Annotated in this window: 13 protein-coding genes and 3 pseudogenes; 10 read left to right on the forward strand and 6 right to left on the reverse strand. The window is 66.1% G+C overall.

Going from position 1 to position 17,991, the window contains the following annotated elements; translation table 11 throughout:
* The first annotated feature begins 28 nt into the window (after positions 1-28).
* On the forward strand, positions 29-925 hold the full coding sequence (locus JGR78_RS00965) for a LysR family transcriptional regulator (RefSeq protein ID WP_182805528.1): 897 nt from the start codon (positions 29-31) through the stop codon (positions 923-925).
* Positions 926-1,183: 258 nt separating this feature from the next.
* Here JGR78_RS00965 and JGR78_RS00970 read toward each other — a convergent pair.
* From JGR78_RS00970 to JGR78_RS00985, 4 genes and pseudogenes are all read right to left on the reverse strand, one after another.
* Positions 1,184-1,351 (reverse strand): annotated as a pseudogene (locus tag JGR78_RS00970) (IS481 family transposase); the annotation flags it as partial.
* Positions 1,346-2,218, reverse strand: a pseudogene (locus JGR78_RS00975) (IS5 family transposase); the annotation flags it as partial. The pseudogenes JGR78_RS00970 and JGR78_RS00975, both read right to left, overlap by 6 nt.
* A gap of 583 nt (positions 2,219-2,801) precedes the next feature.
* On the reverse strand, positions 2,802-5,360 hold the full coding sequence (locus JGR78_RS00980; protein ID WP_182805530.1) for an FAD-dependent oxidoreductase: 2,559 nt from the start codon (positions 5,358-5,360) through the stop codon (positions 2,802-2,804).
* A 2-nt stretch (positions 5,361-5,362) separates the two neighbouring features.
* On the reverse strand, positions 5,363-7,399 hold the full coding sequence (locus JGR78_RS00985; RefSeq protein WP_182793227.1) for an NADH:flavin oxidoreductase: 2,037 nt from the start codon (positions 7,397-7,399) through the stop codon (positions 5,363-5,365).
* A 148-nt stretch (positions 7,400-7,547) separates the two neighbouring features.
* Here JGR78_RS00985 and JGR78_RS00990 point away from each other — a divergent pair, with 148 nt between their 5' ends.
* The 4 genes from JGR78_RS00990 (at position 7,548) to JGR78_RS01005 (ending at position 11,280) form a co-directional block, all read left to right on the forward strand.
* The gene (locus JGR78_RS00990; protein WP_234450805.1) at positions 7,548-8,219 is read left to right on the forward strand and encodes a TetR/AcrR family transcriptional regulator; all 672 of its coding nucleotides are present in this window, start codon (positions 7,548-7,550) and stop codon (positions 8,217-8,219) included.
* A gap of 76 nt (positions 8,220-8,295) precedes the next feature.
* On the forward strand, positions 8,296-9,294 hold the full coding sequence (locus JGR78_RS00995; protein ID WP_182805532.1) for a glycine betaine ABC transporter substrate-binding protein: 999 nt from the start codon (positions 8,296-8,298) through the stop codon (positions 9,292-9,294).
* 89 nt (positions 9,295-9,383) lie between these two features.
* On the forward strand, positions 9,384-10,262 hold the full coding sequence (locus JGR78_RS01000; protein WP_234450806.1) for a proline/glycine betaine ABC transporter permease: 879 nt from the start codon (positions 9,384-9,386) through the stop codon (positions 10,260-10,262).
* The gene (locus JGR78_RS01005; RefSeq protein ID WP_182793223.1) at positions 10,255-11,280 is read left to right on the forward strand and encodes a glycine betaine/L-proline ABC transporter ATP-binding protein; all 1,026 of its coding nucleotides are present in this window, start codon (positions 10,255-10,257) and stop codon (positions 11,278-11,280) included. The genes JGR78_RS01000 and JGR78_RS01005 overlap by 8 nt, the downstream gene beginning before the upstream one ends.
* Before the next feature lie 75 nt (positions 11,281-11,355).
* Here the strand turns inward: JGR78_RS01005 and JGR78_RS01010 are convergent, their stop codons facing one another.
* Complete coding sequence (locus JGR78_RS01010) at positions 11,356-12,423, reverse strand: hybrid-cluster NAD(P)-dependent oxidoreductase (RefSeq protein WP_182793222.1); 1,068 nt, start codon at positions 12,421-12,423, stop codon at positions 11,356-11,358.
* Complete coding sequence (locus JGR78_RS01015) at positions 12,413-13,666, reverse strand: aromatic ring-hydroxylating dioxygenase subunit alpha (RefSeq protein ID WP_182793221.1); 1,254 nt, start codon at positions 13,664-13,666, stop codon at positions 12,413-12,415. Before JGR78_RS01015 ends, JGR78_RS01010 begins: the two co-directional genes overlap by 11 nt.
* 91 nt (positions 13,667-13,757) lie before the next feature.
* On the opposite strand from JGR78_RS01015, the gene JGR78_RS01020 reads away from it, so the two are divergent.
* From JGR78_RS01020 to JGR78_RS01040, 5 genes and pseudogenes are all read left to right on the forward strand, one after another.
* On the forward strand, positions 13,758-14,822 hold the full coding sequence (locus JGR78_RS01020) for a LysR substrate-binding domain-containing protein (protein ID WP_200559386.1): 1,065 nt from the start codon (positions 13,758-13,760) through the stop codon (positions 14,820-14,822).
* The gene (locus JGR78_RS01025; RefSeq protein ID WP_182793220.1) at positions 14,782-15,390 is read left to right on the forward strand and encodes a dimethylsulfonioproprionate lyase family protein; all 609 of its coding nucleotides are present in this window, start codon (positions 14,782-14,784) and stop codon (positions 15,388-15,390) included. Before JGR78_RS01020 ends, JGR78_RS01025 begins: the two co-directional genes overlap by 41 nt.
* Entirely contained in the window at positions 15,387-16,175 is a 789-nt protein-coding gene (locus JGR78_RS01030; RefSeq protein ID WP_182793219.1) for a pyrroline-5-carboxylate reductase, read from the forward strand. Before JGR78_RS01025 ends, JGR78_RS01030 begins: the two co-directional genes overlap by 4 nt.
* A gap of 327 nt (positions 16,176-16,502) precedes the next feature.
* Positions 16,503-16,682 (forward strand): OB-fold nucleic acid binding domain-containing protein, encoded by a 180-nt coding sequence (locus JGR78_RS01035; RefSeq protein ID WP_182805534.1) that lies wholly within the window; start codon positions 16,503-16,505, stop codon positions 16,680-16,682.
* Positions 16,683-17,273: 591 nt separating this feature from the next.
* Positions 17,274-17,987: pseudogene (locus JGR78_RS01040) on the forward strand (IS701 family transposase); the annotation flags it as partial.
* Positions 17,988-17,991 lie beyond the last annotated feature (4 nt).

Genomic DNA, 17,991 nt, shown 5'->3' on the forward strand with positions numbered 1-17,991 from the left:
TTACGCCGTTTCGAAAGAATACGCCGTGATGTCCTATCTGGAAAGCCTCAGGGTCTTCGTGCGCGTGGTCGAGCTGGGCTCGATCACGGCCGGAGGACGTGACATGAGGCTGTCGCCCGCCGCCGCCTCGACCCGCATCCGCGACCTCGAGGCGAAGTTCGGGGCCCGGCTGCTGAACCGCACGACGCGGACGCTGACGCCGACCGAGATCGGGCAGGTGCTTTACGAGAACGCCCGCCGGGTGCTGGCGGCGCTGGACGAGACCGAGGCAGCGGTGGCGAGCCTGTCGGGCACACCTCAAGGAGCCCTGCGGGTGGCGGCTCCCTTGGGCGCAGGGCGGCGGCTGGTCGCGCCGCTGGTGCCGCGCTTCGTTGCGGAAAACCCCGAGGTGCAGGTGCGCCTGCGCCTGTCCGATCGCACGGTGAACATCGTCGAGGACGGGATCGACCTCGCCTTCTTTCTGGGCCAGCCCGAGGACTCGACCCTGATCCGCCGCAAGATCGCGGACTGCCCGCGTGTGCTGGTGGCCGCGCCCTCCTACCTTGAGCAGCATGGAACTCCGGAGGCACCTGACGACCTCAAGCGCCATAACTGCCTATTGCTGCGCTTTCCACGCTCGCCCGAGTATTTCTGGATGCTGCAGACGCCAGAGGGGCCAAGGAAGCTGGCCGTCGCGGGGGCCTTCGACTCTGACGATGGCGAGGTCTTGCTGAACTGGGCGCTGGGCGGCGCGGGCATTGCCAACCGGCCCCGCTACGAGGTGGCCGATGCGATGGCGGATGGGCGGTTGGTCGAGGTGCTGCCCGGGAGCCCCCCTGTCACGGCTGAGTTCGGCGTGCTGACGCCGCACCGCGAGTTGCAGGACCCCAAGGTGCGGCGGTTCATCGACTTCGCCGCGCGCGAGTTGAAGGGCGCGCTGGGGTAAGCCATTTCAACAGCTTGCAGTGACCGAGAAGGAGAGGACTGGAGCGGGTGAAGTGCTCCACGCTCCATCTGAACGCAAATCAGAACATTGATTTCTAACGGTATTTATTCTTGTCGTGCAGCATCTTGTGCAGCTAGATGTGCAGCAAATTTGATCCCTCACGCATACCGGTGCAGTAGCTGAACTAAACCTCGCCAGAGCGTCAAGAGCTGGGTTCTCTGAATCGAGGAGCGGCCCCGCAGATCTGGAGATCTTCCACGTGTTCAGTCCCGGCATCTGGTGGATCGGGTTGAGGATGAATCTGTCCGGCTCTGAAGTCCAGACCTTGCAGATGTATTCGTAGGGCGTGAGGCCGCTCAGCGTCTTGAGCCTGCGCGCGAAGTTGTAGGCTGCGATGGAGTCCGCGAGATGTGTGCGTAGCTGTTCGACGCGTCGATCCGGGCGAGTGGCGGTGGATCATGTCCAGTGCGGCACGGCGCTCGGCCTTGCCATCGGCCTGCGTCGGGTCCGTCTGCACGATCAGGCCACTGCGATTCTCCATCAGCATGTGCCCCATGAAGCAGAGCATCGCGCCCGCGCCTGGCGACTTCTTGTAGAGCCGCGCCTCGGGGTCGGTGGTCGAGGCATGGGTGGCGTTCGAGCGCTTCTCGCCTCGGAAGTCGATCTTGGCATTGCGATCCTGGCGGGCGGGGCGGGCCATCGAGGTGGTCTCGATCTCGGGTTGCGGCTGGTCGGGGGCATATGCGGTGCGGCTGGAAGGCGGATCGCCCGGTCCGCTGCCCTCATCGCGCGGCGCGCCCCCGGCCTTCGGCTGGAAGCTCTTCATCGACGCCCAGGCCTTCACCAGGGTGCCGTCGACCGAGAAGTGCTCATCCGACAGCAGCGGCGCCACCTCGCGGTGGGCCAGGATCGTCGCCAGGAACTTGCGGGCGATATAGGTGGTTAGCAGCCGGTCGCGGTTCTTGAAAAACACTGTCGGAACCCAGACCGGATCGTTGATGCCGAGCCCGACGAACCACCGAAACAGCAGGTTGTAGTGCATCTGCTCCATGAGCTGCCGCTCGGAGCGGACCGAGAACAGGATCTGGAGCAGGCTCGCGCGCGAGCCAACCGCTCCGGCGCGATGGAGGGATGGCCCTCGACCGCATAGAGCCGGTCAAACTCGCCATCGAGACTGGTTAGCGCCTCGTTGACGATCCGCCGGATCTTGTGCAGCGGGTGCCGGGCGGGGATGCGCTCCTCAACGTCGACATAGCTGAACAGCGATCCCGTCACCTTGTCCGTCCCGCGCATCCTCACCTCCGCAAACGCAGCAGTGAGGATGAATCATGTCCCGGAAACAGCGTCGAGGGTCGAGTTCTTCAGCAGCCTGCTAGAGGAGGATCGGGAAACAATTGGGGGAACGTTTCCCGGCCACGCCGAACATCATCTACGAGTTCAGCAAGCTGCCTCTATGGCTCTGCAGAGAGAGATTCTCCCGCTTGGGTTGCCTGGAGGCATATGAGGCAAGCCGAAGGTTCAGGAGCCAGAGGTGTCGAGGACAGCGTGCAGATCGATGCGCCCGATCCCCTTGAGGCTGCTGACGAAGAGCGTGCCGGCTGACAGGAGCGCGCTCCTGTGCTGAACTCGACAGCTACATCTGTTCGCTCTGCCTTGATCCGCGGGGCAAAGGCAGAGCGAATGCAAGGGCCAGACCAGCGTCAGCTTCCTGCACAAAGACGAAGCACTGGTTCTCTTCCCGAGGAATCGCCGCAGCAGGAGCGAGTGGGTCGGTGGCCCTATGTCCGGGCGGATCAACGCGCCGAGGTCCAGACGCTGCAGTTTAGGACCGACGTCCGCCATTTCCAGCGATCTGGATCACCGGCGATATAGAGGTTCAGCTTCGCGGCTTTTCATTATCGGGATCATAGAGCGCCTTGTATCCGACAGTGGCCACCTCGACCGGGAAAGTCTCGCCCATGTATTCCACCGCCAGCCTGCGGCACTCCCGGGCGTGGGAGCGGGGCAGGTAGGCAAGGGCGATGTTCCTGCCGATGGTCGGGCCATAGGCGATGGAACTCGTCCAAGACCGCCGGCCAAGCTCATCGACCAGCGTCTCGCCGATGTCGGGGTCCAGCACCGGCAGGATTCCGACGGGATAGCGGGCAATCCCGTTGCCGTCGATGTTGTCGGTCATTACCAGCGTGCAGAGCATCGCCGGCTGGTGATCCCGCGCGGCATATTCGAGATGCTTTGCCTTGCCGCGGAAATCGGCCTCCTTGACCTTGGGCCGAGCCAGTCCCGCCTCGAACAGGTTGTATTCCGTCCGCAGGTCGGCGTTCTGCAGCCGCAGGCTTTTCTCCATCCGGCGCGAGTTGGCGTAGGTCTCGATCCCCACCGCGATGGCGCCGGTCGAGCGCAGGGCGTCCCAGACGGCCAGCCCGTCCTCGTAGGCCATGTGCAGTTCCCACCCCCGTTCCCCGACATAGGAGATGCGGAAAGCCGTGACCTCGCACCCCGCGATCCTGATCGGGCGGAGGGCGGCGAAGGGGAAGGCCTCGGGTTCCAGCGCGGCGGGGTCTTCCACCACCTTCTGCAGCTTCGCGCGGGCCTCGGGGCCCCAGAAGCCGATGGTGATGCGCTCCTCGGAGGCGTCGGTCAGGGTGACGTCCAGCCCGCGATCCTGCGCCACGCGGCGCATACAGGTCAGGTCGCGCGGACCGGCATCTGCCCCGTTGACCAGCAGGCAGCGGTCGGCCAAGCGCAGCACGGTCAGGTCGGCGCGGATATTGCCCTGATCGTCAAGGAAATGGGTGTAGATGCCCTTGCCGATATTCGCGTCCCCCCCGATGCGGGCGGCGCAGAGCCATTCCAGCAGTGCGACATGATCCGGCCCCGAGATGTCGGTGATGTGGAAATGGGACAGGTTGATGATGCCGCAGCTTTCGCTCATCTCCAGATGCTCGGCGTTCGAGACGCGCCAGAAGTGGCGGTTGTCCCATTCATGCGCGCGGACGGGGACGCGGTCGCCGTATTTCTCCAGCAGATGCTCGTTCGCGGCATAGCCATGAGCGCGTTCCCAGCCGCCGAGTTCCATGAAATACCCGCCAAGCTCCACCTCGCGCTGGTGGAAGGGCGAGCGGCGGATGTCGCGCCCGCCCTCGAACGGCTCGCGCGGGTGGACCGGCGGGGTGTAGATCGCCACCGCTGTCTGGGTGCAGCGGGCGGTGATGTAGTCCGCCTCAAGCTGGTGGGGGCTGAACCGGGCATAGTCGATGCTTGCGTGGTCGATATGGGTGCGGCCGTCGATGATCCAGTCGGCCAGCAGCTTGCCGATGGCGGGGGCGTCCTTGACCCAGACAGCGACCGCATACCATAGCCCCCGCACCTTGCGGCTTTCCCCGACCGAGGGCATCGCGTCGGTCGTCGCCTGCAGCAGCCCGTTGAAGGAATGGCCCTCGTTATAGCCCAACTCACCCAGAACGGGCGTCAGTTCGATGGCGCGCTCCAAGGGCTCCATCAGGTCCTCGATGTCGAGGTCGCGCTGCGAGGGCGACAGCCGCGTGAACTCCTTTTCCAGGATCTCGCGCGGATGGCAGAGGCGGGGCGCGGCGTCGTAGTAGTAGCCCCATTCGATCTGCCCGCCCTCGGCGGTCGTGGGGTCGCCCGTGTCGCGCATGTAGGCCGAGTTGCCCTGGTCGCGCAGCAAGGGATAGCCGATGTCCTTGCCCGTGCCCTCGAACTGGTTGAAGGGGCCGAAGAAGGTCAGCGGGTGGTCCACCGGGAAGACCGGCAGGTCCTCGCCCGCCATCCCGGCGATGAGCCGCCCCCAGAGGCCGGCGCAGACGATCACCAGGTCGGCGCGGATGGTGCCGCGCGGGGTGACGACGCCGCGGATGCGGCCGTCCTCGATCTCCAGCGCGGTCGCGGGGGTGTTGGCGAAGGCCCGCAGCCTGCCCGAGGCCACGCCCTGATCGACCAGCTTGCCCGCCACCGTCTGCGAGCGGGGAACGACCAGCCCCGCATCAGGGTCCCACAAGGCCCCTTGGATCACGTCCTCCTCGATCAGCGGAAAGCGTTCCTTGACCTCGGCGGGCGAGATCATCCGGGCGCGGGTGCCGAAGGCCTTGCCCGAGGCGACCTTGCGTTTTAGTTCATTCATGCGGGCGTCATCGCCCTTCCGCGCGACCTCGATCCCGCCGACCCGGGCGTAATGGCCGAGCCTTTCGTAGAAATCGGCGGAATAGAGCGACGTCCAGGTGCTCAGGAAATCATGGCTGGTGGTGAAGCAGAAGTCCGAGGCGTGGGCGGTCGAGCCGATGTCGGTCGGGATGCCCGACTTGTCGATGCCGACGATGTCGTCCCAGCCGCGCGCGATCAGGTGATGGGCGACGGATGCGCCGACGATGCCGCCAAGCCCGATGATGACGACCCTTGCCTGTTGGGGAAATGCCATCCTCAGAGATCCTTCACCAGGCGCAGCGCGTCATAGATCGCGGCATGGGTGTTTCGGGCGGAGACGGCGTCACCGATGCGGTAGAGCTGGAAGCCGCCCGAAGGATTGCGGGCGACCTGCTGTGGTCCCCCCGCGATCAGGGCGTCGTAATCGACCTCTCCCAGATTCGAGGACTGCGGCTTGAGGTCGAAATACAGCTCGTCCAGCGGCCGGGTGCCGTGGTTGACGACGACCTGATCCACGATCCGCTCGCGCCGGAAATCGCCGTAGTCGCTGCCCAGCGTGGCGCGCAGCATGTTGCCGTCGCGGCTCACCTGTTGCAGCCGCCAGGTGACGGTGAAGGTCGTCTTTCCCTTCTGCAAGGCGCGCATGTAGGGGACGAGGTTCATTGCCATGATCTCGGGCGAGAAGGTGCGGTCGGGGGTCACGACCTCGACCTCGGCGCCCGTTTCGACGATGGCCTGCGCGGCCTGCAGGGCGGCATGGTCGCCCGCGTCGTCGAAGACCAGCACGTTCGCGCCGGGCTTCACGTCGCCCGACAGGATGTCCCAGGCCGAGACGACCAGTTCGTTGCCCTGCGCCAGAACCTCGGTATGGGGCAGCCCGCCCGTGGCGACGATCACGACATCCGGCGCGCTGTCCAGCACGTCTGCCGCATCCGCAAAGCTGTTGAAGCGGAAGGTCACGCCCAGCCGTTCGCATTCCGCCATTCGCCACGAGACGATCTGTTCCATCTCGCGCCGCCGGGGCTGCAGCGCGGCCAGCCGAACCTGCCCGCCGGGCCGGTCGGCGGCCTCGAAGACAGTGACGGCATGGCCGCGCTCGGCCGCGACCCGCGCCGCCTCGAGCCCGGCAGGACCGGCGCCCACGACCGTCACCCGGCGCGGCTTCGGGCTGGGCGGGATCGTGTGGGGCATCGTTTCCTCGCGCCCCGAGGCGGGGTTGTGGATGCAGAGCGCGATGCCGCCTTGGTAGATGCGGTCGAGGCAATAGTTCGCGCCGACGCAGGGTCGGATGCGGTCCTCCTGTCCCGCCATCATCTTCCTGACGATATGCGGGTCGGCGATATGGGCGCGGGTCATGCCGACCATGTCCAGAAGGCCGCCGGCGACCGCATGGCGGGCCGTGGCCACGTCCTGGATGCGGGCGGCGTGGAAGGTCGGCATCTGCGCCGAGGCCCGCATCTCCCCGGCGAATTCGAGATGCGGGGCGGACGGCATCCCCTGGATCGGGATCATGTCGGTCAGCGCCGCATCGGTGTCGATATGGCCGCGGATGATGTTCAGGAAATCGACCTGCCCGCTGCCCTTCAGGCGGTGGGCGATCTCGATCCCCTCGTCCTTGGTCACGCCATCCTGCATCTGCTCGTCGGTGACGACCCGCATTCCGACGATGAAATCTGGACCGACGCGCTTTCGCACCGCGTCCAGCACCTCGAAGGTAAAGCGCAGCCGGTTGTCGAGGCTGCCGCCATAGGGCGGGTCGAGATCGTTGATGCCGGGCGACCAGAACTGCTGGAGCAACTGGCCGTAGGCCTGCAGCTCGATCCCGTCGACGCCCGCTTCCTTCATCCGTTCGGCCGCGTCCGCGAATTGGGCGGTGATGCGGGCGATGTCCCAGTCCTCAATCCGCTTGGGGAAGGCGCGATGCGCGGCCTCGCGTTCATGCGACGGTCCTACCACCGGCAGCCAGTCGCCCCGGTCCCAGCGGGTGCGGCGGCCCATGTGCGTGACCTGGATCATCACCGCGGCGCCGTGGTCATGGCATTCGTCCACAAGTCGCCGCATCCACGGCACGACCTCGTCCTTGTAAAGCAGCAGGTTCCCGAAGGCGGGGGGGCTGTCCGGCCCCACCACCGCCGAGCCCGCCGTCATCGTCAGCGCGACCCCGCCTTTCGCTCGCTCGACGTGATAGGCGCGGTAGCGGTCCTTGGGCAGCCCGTCCTCGCCATAGGCCGGCTCGTGCGAGGTCAGCAGCAAGCGATTCTTCAGCGTCAGGTGCCTGAGGGTGAAGGGCTGAAGCAGCGGATCGTTAGACATGGCGCGCTCTCGGGAGGGATATCGACGGCAGAGTGGAAGCACTGTTCACACCTGTCAAGAAAATCGATCATGCCGAACATTCGATGTTCGAGGCTGAACAATTTTCGTTGTCAGATAGCCATCCGACGCTATCATCCGATTCATGGATGTGAGTTCGCCCCCCGCCAAGCGCCTGAAGGAACGCGGCTCGCGCGAGTTGTGGCTGGAAGCGGCCTACCAGGCGCTGATCGAGGGGGGCGTCGACAGCGTCCGCATCCAGGTGCTGTCCGACCGGCTGAACCTGTCGCGCACCAGCTTCTACTGGTTCTTCCAAAGCCGCGAGGAATTGCTGGAAGCCCTGCTGGACCGATGGGAGCAGACCAACACCCGCGGCTTCGTCGCCGCTGCCGAAGCCTATGCCGAAACCCCGGCCGAGGCGGCGCTGAACCTGTTGGCCTGCTTTATCGTGGGTGAACAGTTCGATGCCGGCTTCGAGTTCGCCGTTCGCAGTTGGGCCTTGCAGTCCGACGACACCATGAGCCGCGTCAAGCGCGCCGACGAGACGAGGATGGAGGCGCTGCGCGTCATGCTGCGCGGCTTCGGCTATGAGGAGATCGACGCCGACGTGCGGGCGCGCACGATCTATCTGGTCCAGATCGGCTATATCTCGATGCAGACGCGCGAGACGGTCGCCACCCGGCTGACCCGCATCGCATCCTATGTCCGCATCTACACCGGCACCGAGGCCACCCCCAGCGAGATGGCCCGCTTCCTTGCGCCCTTCGGCTGTCGGCCCGACGGGGACGGGCAGCCGGTTCCTGTGAAACGCGGCGCCGGCTGAGGCCGGCCCCGCGCAGGCTGCTGGCGCCCCAGAGCCGCCTGCACGCCACCACCAACGCTCTGGACGGGAGGAGAGAATGCGGAAGATCCTGACCCTGGCAGCCTTCGGCGCCGCCTTGGCCGGCGCCCCTGCGCTGGCCCAGGAAGAATGCGGCGACCTGTCGCTGTCGAACATGAACTGGCAAAGCGCCGAGGTGCTGGCGGCGCTGGACCAGTTCATCCTGAACAACGGCTACGGCTGCAACGCCGAGATCGTGGCGGGCGACACCGTGCCCTCGATCACCTCGCTGATCGAGCGCGGCCGCCCCGAGGTCGTCCCCGAGGCCTGGATCAACCTGCTGCCCGACCTGACCGAGCAGGCGCGCGCCGACGGCAAGATCGTCTATGGCGCCAACGCGCTGAGCGACGGCGGCCAGCAGGGCTGGTTCATCCCGAAATACATCGCGGATGCCCACCCCGAGATCCTGACGATCCCGGAATTGCTGAAGCATCCTGATCTGTTCCCGGACCCCGAGAACCCTGACAAGGGGGCGATCTACAATGGGCAGGAAGGCTGGGGCGGCACCATCGTCACCACCCAGATGTTCAAGGCCTACGGCGCGGCGGACATGGGCTGGAACCTGCTGGACACCGGCTCGGCCGCCGGGCTGGATGGCGCGATCGCCAGGGCCTATGAGAACCAGCAGCCCATCGTCGCCTTCTACTGGGAACCGACCGCGCTGCTGGGCAAGTATGAAATGGCCCGCCTGCAGCACGGCGTGCCGCTGGATGACGCGGAATGGGAACGCTGCAGTTCGAAAGCCGACTGCCCGGACCCCAAGCCCAACGACTGGAAGTCGGACGTGGTCTATACCCTGATCGCCTCGGACTTCGCGGAACGTGCGCCGCAGGGGGTGATGGACTATCTCAACACCCGGTCCTGGTCGAACGACACGGTCAACAGGCTGATCGCCTGGATGACCGACAACCAGGCCACCGGCGAGGATGGCGCGCGCGAGTTCCTGCGCACCCAGCCCGAACTGTGGGAAGCCTGGGTGACGCCCGAGGCCGCCGAGAAGATCAGGGCGGCGCTCTGACCGCCTGAGCCGGTGCCGCGGGCCGCTTTGCCCGCGGCCCATGTGATCCCATCCGCAAGCACCAGGGCAGGACCGCCATGCCGGACTGGATGAACCGGTTTCCCCAGATGAACGAGGAAACCCTTCGCAACCTCAAGCGCGTCATCGACGACGCCTTCCGCGAGTTCACGCGCAGCTACGGCTCGGCGATCGAGGGCTTCTTCGATCCCCTGCGGCGGATGCTGATCTTTTCCGAACGCCTGATGCTGGGGATGCCCTGGCCGCTGGTGCTGCTGATCGTGGGCGGGCTGGCGTGGCTGGGCAGCCGCAGCGTCCGGCTGACCGCCGCAAGCGTCCTGACGCTGGCCGCGATCGGCTATTTCGGGATGTGGGAAGACACGATGCGGACGATCGCCATGATCCTTGTCTGCACGCTGATCGCCATCGCGGTCGGCATCCCGCTGGGCATCCTGATGGCGCGGTCGGGCCAGGCGCAGGCGTCCATGAACCCGCTGCTGGACGTGATGCAGACCATGCCCAGCTTCGTCTACCTGATCCCGGTCGTGATGCTTCTTGGCATCGGCCGCGTCGCCGGCATGATCGCCGTTGTCGTCTATGCCCTGCCGCCCGTCGTGCGCCTGACGAACCTGGGCGTGCGGGAGGTGGACCGCGAGGTGATCGAGGCGGCGGACGCCTTCGGCTCGTCCGCATGGCAGAAGCTGTGGAATGTCCAGTTGCCGCTGGCGCTGCCGACGATCATGGCGGGCGTCAACCAGACCATCATGATGGCGCTGGCCATGGTCGTCATCGCCTCGATGATCGGGGTGCAGGGGCTGGGCCAGCCGGTGCTGCGGGCGATTTCCAACCAGTATTTCACGCTGGGCGTTTTCAACGGCTTCGCCATCGTCGGCATCGCCTTCATCTTCGACCGCATCAGCCAGGCATTCGGCCGCCGCCTGCAGAAACACCGCGAGGGCGGGAATGTCTGAGCCCACTGGGATCGAAATCCGCAATCTCTACAAGATTTTCGGCGCCCGCTCGCTGGATCATGTCGATGCCGTCCGCCGCGGCATGACCAAGACAGAGCTGAACGCGAGACATCGCCATGTGCTGGGCCTGCGCGACATCAACATCTCGGTCCAGCCCGGCACGATCCAGGTCGTCATGGGCCTGTCCGGGTCCGGCAAATCCACCCTGATCCGCCACATCAACCGCCTGATCGAACCCACGGCGGGCGAGATCGTGATCGACGGGCAGGACGTGGTGGCGATGACGCAGGCCGAGCTGCGCGCCTTTCGCCGCCACAAGACGGCCATGGTGTTCCAGAAATTCGCCCTGCTGCCGCATCGCACGGTGCTTGACAACGTGGCCTACGGGCTGGAAATCCAGGGCCTCCCCGAGGACCGCCGCCACCGCACCGCGAAGGGGTGGATCGAGCGGGTGGGGCTGGCCGGCTACGAGACACGCTATCCCAACCAGTTGTCAGGGGGCATGCAGCAGCGGGTGGGGCTGGCCCGGGCGCTGGCCAACGACGCGCCGATCCTGTTGATGGACGAGGCATATTCGGCGCTGGACCCGCTGATCCGCTATGACATGCAGACGGTTCTGCTGGACCTGCAGCAGGAGTTCCGCAAGACCATCATCTTCATCACCCACGACTTCGACGAGGCGCTGCGGATCGGCGACCGGATCGCGCTGCTGCGCGATGGCTCCATCATCCAGGAGGGCACGGGGCAGGAGATGGTGCTGCAGCCCGCCGACGACTATGTGTCGAGCTTCGTCCAGCACGTGGACCGCGCCAAGGTGGTGCAGGTCGCATCCGTCATGCAGCCGCTGACGGCCGAGGCGCAGGGGCCTGCCATCCCCGGCCGGGCCAACCTGGGCGAGGCGATCCGCATGATGTCGGCGGAAGGCGTGGACCGGCTGACGGTGCTGGACCAGGCAGGCCGCGCCATCGGGCTGATGCCGATGACGCGGGCCGTGGAGGTTGCCGCCGGGGGCAGTTGAGAAAACGGCCTGCCCGGAAAAGGCAGGCCGTTGCCGCATCCCGTGGAGAGAACCCGCCCATGACGGGCTGCCCTTTCAGCGCTCGATCACCAGATCGCTGAGCGGTCGCGAGCAGCAGGGCAGGAACAGGCCCGCGTCGATCTCGCGCTGGCGGATGCCGCCGCCGTGCGTCATGTCCACGCTGCCGCTGACCAGCCGCGACTTGCAGGTGCCGCAGATGCCGTTGGCGCAGGAGGACGGGATGCGGACGCCCGCCTTCTTGGCGCAGGACAGCACCGTCTGCTCGGCCCCGACCTCAATGGTGCGGTTCTGCTTGGCGAACTGGACCTTGAAGGTCCGGGTCGCCGGCGTGACCTCGGGCAAGGGCGCTTCCAGCACGGCGGCGTCGAAGCTTTCCTCCAGATACCGGCCCGGCGGCACGCCGAGGCTTGCTGCAATCGACCGTGCGGCGGCCATGAAGGGCGCGGGTCCGCAGCACATCACCACGCGCTCGGCCATGTCGGGGACCGCCAGCGCCATCAGTTCCGCCGAGATGCGCGCCGTGAGGCCAGGCCATGACGGCTCGGCCCCCCGCGCCTCGGGCAGCAGGAACAGCCGCAGCCCCTTGATCCGGGCTGCCAGCAACGCGAGTTCCTCGCGGAAGACGAAGTCCTGCGGCGTCCGGCCCGCGTGCAGGAACACCACGTCCGAAACCTCGGCCGTATCCGCGATCTCGCGCAGCATCGACATGACCGGGGTGATCCCCGAGCCGCCCGACAGGAACAGGTATTTCCGCGTCTCGGCCACCGGCCGCAGGAACGTTCCCCGCGGCCCCTGCGCCCGCACGGTGGCGCCGGGCGTCAGGTTGTCATGCAGCCAGTTCGATACCACGCCACCTGCCACGCGCTTGACCGTGACGGTGAAGCTGCCCGGCCGGGTGGGGGGCGAGGAGATGCTGTAGCAGCGGCTTTCGACCGCATCCCCCACGGGAAAATCGAACAGGAAATACTGCCCCGAGCCGAAGCGGAACTGCTTTCCGGCGGGCGAGACAAAGGTGAAGCTGCGGACGTCATGGGTTTCCTGATGAACCGCGACGCAGCGCAACTGGTCGTCGAGCTCCGGGTCCCACCAGCAAGACACGGCAGCCTGCACCTCAGTATCCATGGGCGCGCATCCGGTCCACATACCAGCCTGCGAACCAGTTCAACTGGGTCTCGGTGAAGGGCGAATACATCCCCGGCACATAGGCCGGGTCCGACACGCCCGCGTGCGACCGTCCCACCAGCGAGCCATCCTGTTCGTTCGTGGCGATCCAGACGCTGGTCAGCTTGTCGAAGTCATAGTCCACGCCCTCGACCGCGTCCTTGTGGACCAGCCATTTCATCCGCAGCATCGTCTTGTCCGGCCCGAGCGGGATCACCATCGCGGTGATGATGTGGTCGCCCATGAAATGGTGCCAGCTGTTGTGCCCCCACAGGTGCATATCGCCCAGATCCTTGCGCCCGATCCCCAGCAGCTTCGACACTGCCGCAGTCGCGTCGGGGGTCTGCGATTCGCCCGCGCCGGAAATGATCAGCCGCTGGGTGCGGAAGTTGGTGCCGCAGTTCGTCAGTTGCTCGATGGCGGCGGAAGGATGGCCCTGTGCCTCCCACTCGGCGGTCTGCGCCGCATACATCGCCTCGTGCCGGTCGGCGGTCTCGCGGTCCTCGGGCGAGAGGCTTTCGGGGTCGAAGCCGAAGTCGAGGTCGATGAAGGACACGCAAAGCTCGGGGTGGTTGGCCGAGCAGTGATAGCATTCCCGGTTGTTCTCCATCGTCAGCTTCCAGTTGCCGTTCTCGATCAGGTCGGTCTGGTGGGCGACGCGGGTGTTTTTCAGGTCATAGGGCAGCAGCCGTTCACGCCCCACGGCTTCCAGTGCGGCGATGTCGGCGGGCGGGTCGTCGGACAGGCAGACATGGATCAGCCCGCCGATGTTGCGGAAGTTCGCGTGCCTGAGGCTGTTGCAGGTCTTGTCGAAATCCTTGCCCATGTGCGGGGCATGGGCAAGCTCGCCCGTCAGTTCATAGGTCCACTGGTGATAGGGGCAGACGAGCTTGGACACGACGGTCGTGCCCGCATCGAGGATGCGCGCGCCGCGGTGGCGGCAGACGTTGTGGAAGACCCGCAGCTCGCCGTCGTCGTCGCGCAGCATGATCAGGCTCGACCCGCCGATGTCGATCGCCACGGCGTCGCCGGGTTCGGGCACGTCGCATTCGGGGCCGATGTAGATCCAGTGCTTGCGGAACAGCACCTCAAGGTCCGCCTGGAACACGTCCTCGCGCGTGTAAAGCCCGGCGGGCAGGGAACGCCCCTCGACCCGTTCGTCGAGCAGCGTCGAGATCGTGGAAAAGGGGGACTTGTCGAGCATCGGAATCCTCTGGCGAAGGCTGGACCTGTTGTCCGCCATCCTAGGCGCCAGAAGCGGGCTTCCCTCAACTGCAATAATGATCCTTGATGGCATGATCCAAAGTTATGGCAAGGCGGCGAATCGCCGCAGTCGGGGGATCGGGAACGTGCCGGGATTGCGCCGCAGGCTGCCGCCGCTGACCGCGTTGGTGACGTTCGAATCCGCGGCGCGGCTGCGCAGCTTCACCCGCGCCGCGGGGGAACTGGGGGTGACGCAGGCGGCCGTCAGCCGCCAGATCCACCTGCTGGAGGATACGCTGGGCTTTCCGGTGTTCCGCCGCCTGCACCGCCGCATCGAACTGACGGAAAAGGGCCGGACGCTTGCGAATGCCGCCAGCACCGCGCTGACGCTGGTGGCCGACGCCATCGCCGAGGTCAGCGAAAGCTCGGCCTCCGATGAACTGGTTATCTCGGCCTCGGTCGGCTTCTCGCATTTCTGGCTGCTGCCGCGCATCTCGCGGTTCAGCCGCGGGCATCCGGGCGTCAAGCTGCGGATCGTCGCGCAGGACGAACTGGTGGACCTCGGCCGCGGCGAGGTGGATGTTACAATTCGTTATGGGAACGGGCTGTGGCCGGACGGCCGCTCGATCCTGCTGTTCCGGGATGAGGTTTATCCGATCTGCAGCCCTGACTATCTGCAGGCGCACGGGCCGATCGACGATCTGGACCAGCTTGTCCGGCACCCGCTGATCATGCACCAGTCCTACGATCCCGTCTGGACGGGGTGGGAAGCGTGGCTGTCGGCCTTCGGCGCCGAGATGCCCCGGCGCGGCGCCCAGATGGTCTGCAGTTCCTTCACCGATTCCATTTATGCGGCGCTGGCGGGGCAGGGGATATCATTGGGATGGGCGCGGCTGATCCCGGATCTGATCGAACAGCGGCGGCTGGTGCGCCTGACGCCCCATGTCGCCCAGACCAGCGACGGCTATCACGTCGTCCTGCCGCATCGGGGCAAGCCCAAGCAGGTAGCCGAACTGTTCCTTGACTGGCTGTCCGGCATGGCGCGCGAGGCCGAGGCCGGATGGGCAGGAGCGGCAGCAGTCCCTGATGTGATGCATGAGAGTGGAGGAGAGAACGATGACGAACACCCGCAGCCCGGAACTGCAGCGGTTTCTTGACGTCACGCTGGCGGCCTTGGCGCAGCGCGCGCCGGGAGAGGAGGCCCGCGCATCACTGCGCCGGATTGCCGCTGCCGCCGAGCGGGTCGAGCCGCAGCGCAAGTCTTCCGGCAGCCGCCAGCCCGTCTGCGAGCACCTCGATCCGATGCTTGGGTCGCTCTCCGCCCACCCTGATCTCGGCCCCTTGGCGCAAGCCTTCCGCGCGGTCGAGCCGGCGCTCGATTGGCGTCCTCGCGGCACGAACGACACGGCCAGCACCAATTTCCCGACCTCGCACGCGAATGCCGTCTTCGTCGGGCCGGGCGGGATCGAGCAGCGCAACGACATCTGGATCGGCGTGTCGCTGCTGGCGCCGCATGTGCGCTATCCCGACCACGACCACGCGCCCGAGGAAACCTACCTGGTTCTCTCCGACGGCGAGTTCCGGCAGGAGGACGGAGACTGGTTCTCGCCCGGCATCGGCGGTTCTTTCTACAACCGGCCGGGCATCCTGCACGCGATGCGGTCCGGCGATGGGCCGCTGCTGGCGCTCTGGGCCTTGTGGAACGACCGCGCGGCCGCGGCATGAGGGTCGGCATCATCGGCGCGACCGGCTGGCTGGGTTCGGCCTTGGGTGGACAGCTTCTCGCGCGGGGGATGCTCAGGCCGACCGAACTGGTGCTGCTGAACCGCAGCGGTCCCCGGGCAGACTACCACGGCCATGCGGATGTGACATGGGCGCGGGACGTGGACGATCTGGTCGCGTGCAGCGATCTCGTGGTGGTCTCGGTCCGGCCGCAGGACTGGCCGGCGCTGAAGCTGATGGCGCCCGGCCGGCTGGTGGTGTCCTTCATGGCCGGCACAAGGCTTGCCCGGCTTGCTGCCTGCCGGGGAAGAATCGTGAGGGCGATGCCGAATGCGGCAGCTGAGATTGGCCGATCCTACTCCCCCTGGATCGCCGGTTCGGGCGTGACCGACGCGGATCGGGCGGCGGTCAGATGGCTGCTGTCGGCGATTGGCAGCGAAGACGAGTTGCAGCAGGAAAGCCATCTTGACCTGATGACCGCCGTTCCTGGTTCGGGCTCCGCTTATCCGGCACTTCTTGCCACGGCACTGGCCGACTTCCTGCGGGCCAACGGCATTGTAGAGGCTGTCGCCTGGCGTGCGGCCGAAGCAGTGATCTGCGATGCGCCCCAGGTTCTGGCCGGGCGGATCAGCCAAGCGCCCGAAATGATCGAGGCTTATCTTGCCTATGAAGGCACCACGGCTGCAGGCATCAATGCGGCGCGATCTGCAGGTTTCATCTCGGGAATTCAGGCGGCTTTGAAAGCGGCCGTCATGAAGGCCCACCACATGGATGATGCTGAGTCCTGAAGCCGGATCGTTCGAGGCTGGAGTTCTCCGGCTGGAAGATGAGCGGAAGCGTGTCCTCCGGCCGCAGCGGACAGCATCCCGAACGGATCCTGCAAGGGTTCGGTGGCATTCCGCAGATTGATGCACACGCCCGATATGACCACCCATTGCGCCCGACCGGCTCTGACCCGGCATCCAGCTGGAGACTTGGCGTTCCTTCAACCTATGCGCCGCAGCCGCAAGGTCGTCGAGGCCTAAGCCCGCACTGGCCTCTCCGTGCGCGACCACCTCGTGGCCTTCCTGCGCGGGGACCTGCGCCGGCGCGGGATCATCCCCTGAACTGAGGCCATGAGCGTCCGCAACGGCCAGTGGCTCGAGACCGCCGGCATCGTCCTCGTCCGCCAGCGCCCGGGGGCTGCGAAGGGCGTCCTCTTCCTCACCCTCGAGGACGAGACCGGCATCGCCAATCTCGTGGTTTGGACGAAGGTCTTCGAGGCCCATCGCCGCATCTTCCTTGGCACCCCCTAATCGCCGTGACGGCCCGCGTCCAGCGCGAGGTCGTCCATCTGGTGGTCCACAAGATCACCGACCTGTCGCGGGAGCTGGAAAGCGTCAGTCTGCGCGAGAGAGGCACCGGGCCGGAAGGCAAAAGGCGTTGGACCGGGGCAGATCAGTGAGCCCCGCTTCGGATGTGGTTTCTTATGCAGGAACACGCGTTCGAGATATATATATATATATCCGCAACCTCCGTCTCGATACAACCGAGTTAAAACATGGGGCTTCAGGTGAATATGCGCAGAAACTCGCTCTGGTAGTAGAGTTGGGCAAAGAGGCCGTGCAAGGCCGGTCACTGCTTCTTGGACCCGCCAGCGAGCACCCAGCCGCTGAATGTCATGCAGGCCGCGAGCGTCGGTAGGCAGCTGCCAACGGCTACAAAGGCGATTGGCCACCAGTGGTCTGGCAGGCCCACGGTGCTGAAGTAATAAGCCGCAGTTGCCAGAAGCCCGGAGCCGACGATCCAGAGCAATCGAAGGGTGGCCTTTCGCTGCAAGTATCGGCTTAGCACTACTCTGCCAGGTTTTGTGGTAGTTCGGGGTGGTGCTCACGGGAGGTGCCGTGATGAGAGCAACCACAAGCCACTGGCGGGCTGCCTATGAGGCTTGGCTCGCACCTTTCCTAGCTCGGCTCGGCAGGGTCGAGCAGCGCCGCTGGGCACCGGTGTATCTTCAGGGGCTGCTCGGGCCGGGCGAGCGCAAGAGCGTCGAGCCAATGGCCGCTCGCGTAGCGCCCGGAGACGTTCAGCAGCTTCACCACTTCATCTCCACCTCGCCTTGGCGCTGTGAGCCGCTCGAGGAGGAGCTGGTGCGGGCCGCCGACCGGCTCGTCGGTGGTCCAGAGGCTGTGCTGATCATCGACGACACCGCCCTGGTCAAGCAGGGGCGACACTCGGTGGGGGTTGCGCGCCAGTATTGCGGCCAACTGGGCAAAAAGGCCAACTGCCAGGCCTTGGTCTCGCTCACGCTGGCGCGCTGCGAGGTTCCGGTCTGTGTGGGCCTGCGTTTGTTCCTGCCTCGCGCCTGGGCCGAGGACGCAGGGCGGCGCGCCCGTGCCGGTGTGCCAGAGGCGATCCCCGGCCGGCCCAAATGGCGGATCGCCCTGGACGAGATCAGTCGCATCCAAGTGGCTGGAGCGCGCTTCGGCGCTGTGCTGGCGGATGCCGAGTACGGCAAGGTGGCAGACTTCCGGCAGAAGCTCTCGGAGCAGGGTCTCACCTGGGCGGTGGGCATTCTGCCGACCCAGACGGTCTATCCTGCCGACGTCATGATTGCTCCGGCTA

Source organism: Paracoccus sp. MC1862 (genome assembly GCF_016617715.1).
Taxonomy (GTDB): Bacteria; Pseudomonadota; Alphaproteobacteria; order Rhodobacterales; family Rhodobacteraceae; genus Paracoccus.

What these genes read in the sequence shown, in the direction of transcription:
- JGR78_RS01015 (WP_182793221.1), bottom strand. Translation starts at nt 13,666, where the DNA reads ATGCTCGACAAGTCCCCCTTTTCCACGATCTCGACGCTGCTCGACGAA.
- JGR78_RS00985 (WP_182793227.1), bottom strand. Translation starts at nt 7,399, where the DNA reads ATGTCTAACGATCCGCTGCTTCAGCCCTTCACCCTCAGGCACCTGACG.
- JGR78_RS01000 (WP_234450806.1), top strand. Translation starts at nt 9,384, where the DNA reads ATGAACCGGTTTCCCCAGATGAACGAGGAAACCCTTCGCAACCTCAAG.
- JGR78_RS01025 (WP_182793220.1), top strand. Translation starts at nt 14,782, where the DNA reads ATGACGAACACCCGCAGCCCGGAACTGCAGCGGTTTCTTGACGTCACG.
- JGR78_RS00965 (WP_182805528.1), top strand. Translation starts at nt 29, where the DNA reads ATGTCCTATCTGGAAAGCCTCAGGGTCTTCGTGCGCGTGGTCGAGCTG.
- JGR78_RS00995 (WP_182805532.1), top strand. Translation starts at nt 8,296, where the DNA reads ATGCGGAAGATCCTGACCCTGGCAGCCTTCGGCGCCGCCTTGGCCGGC.
- JGR78_RS01030 (WP_182793219.1), top strand. Translation starts at nt 15,387, where the DNA reads ATGAGGGTCGGCATCATCGGCGCGACCGGCTGGCTGGGTTCGGCCTTG.
- JGR78_RS01005 (WP_182793223.1), top strand. Translation starts at nt 10,255, where the DNA reads ATGTCTGAGCCCACTGGGATCGAAATCCGCAATCTCTACAAGATTTTC.
- JGR78_RS01035 (WP_182805534.1), top strand. Translation starts at nt 16,503, where the DNA reads ATGAGCGTCCGCAACGGCCAGTGGCTCGAGACCGCCGGCATCGTCCTC.
- JGR78_RS01010 (WP_182793222.1), bottom strand. Translation starts at nt 12,423, where the DNA reads ATGGATACTGAGGTGCAGGCTGCCGTGTCTTGCTGGTGGGACCCGGAG.
- JGR78_RS00980 (WP_182805530.1), bottom strand. Translation starts at nt 5,360, where the DNA reads ATGGCATTTCCCCAACAGGCAAGGGTCGTCATCATCGGGCTTGGCGGC.
- JGR78_RS01020 (WP_200559386.1), top strand. Translation starts at nt 13,758, where the DNA reads ATGATCCAAAGTTATGGCAAGGCGGCGAATCGCCGCAGTCGGGGGATC.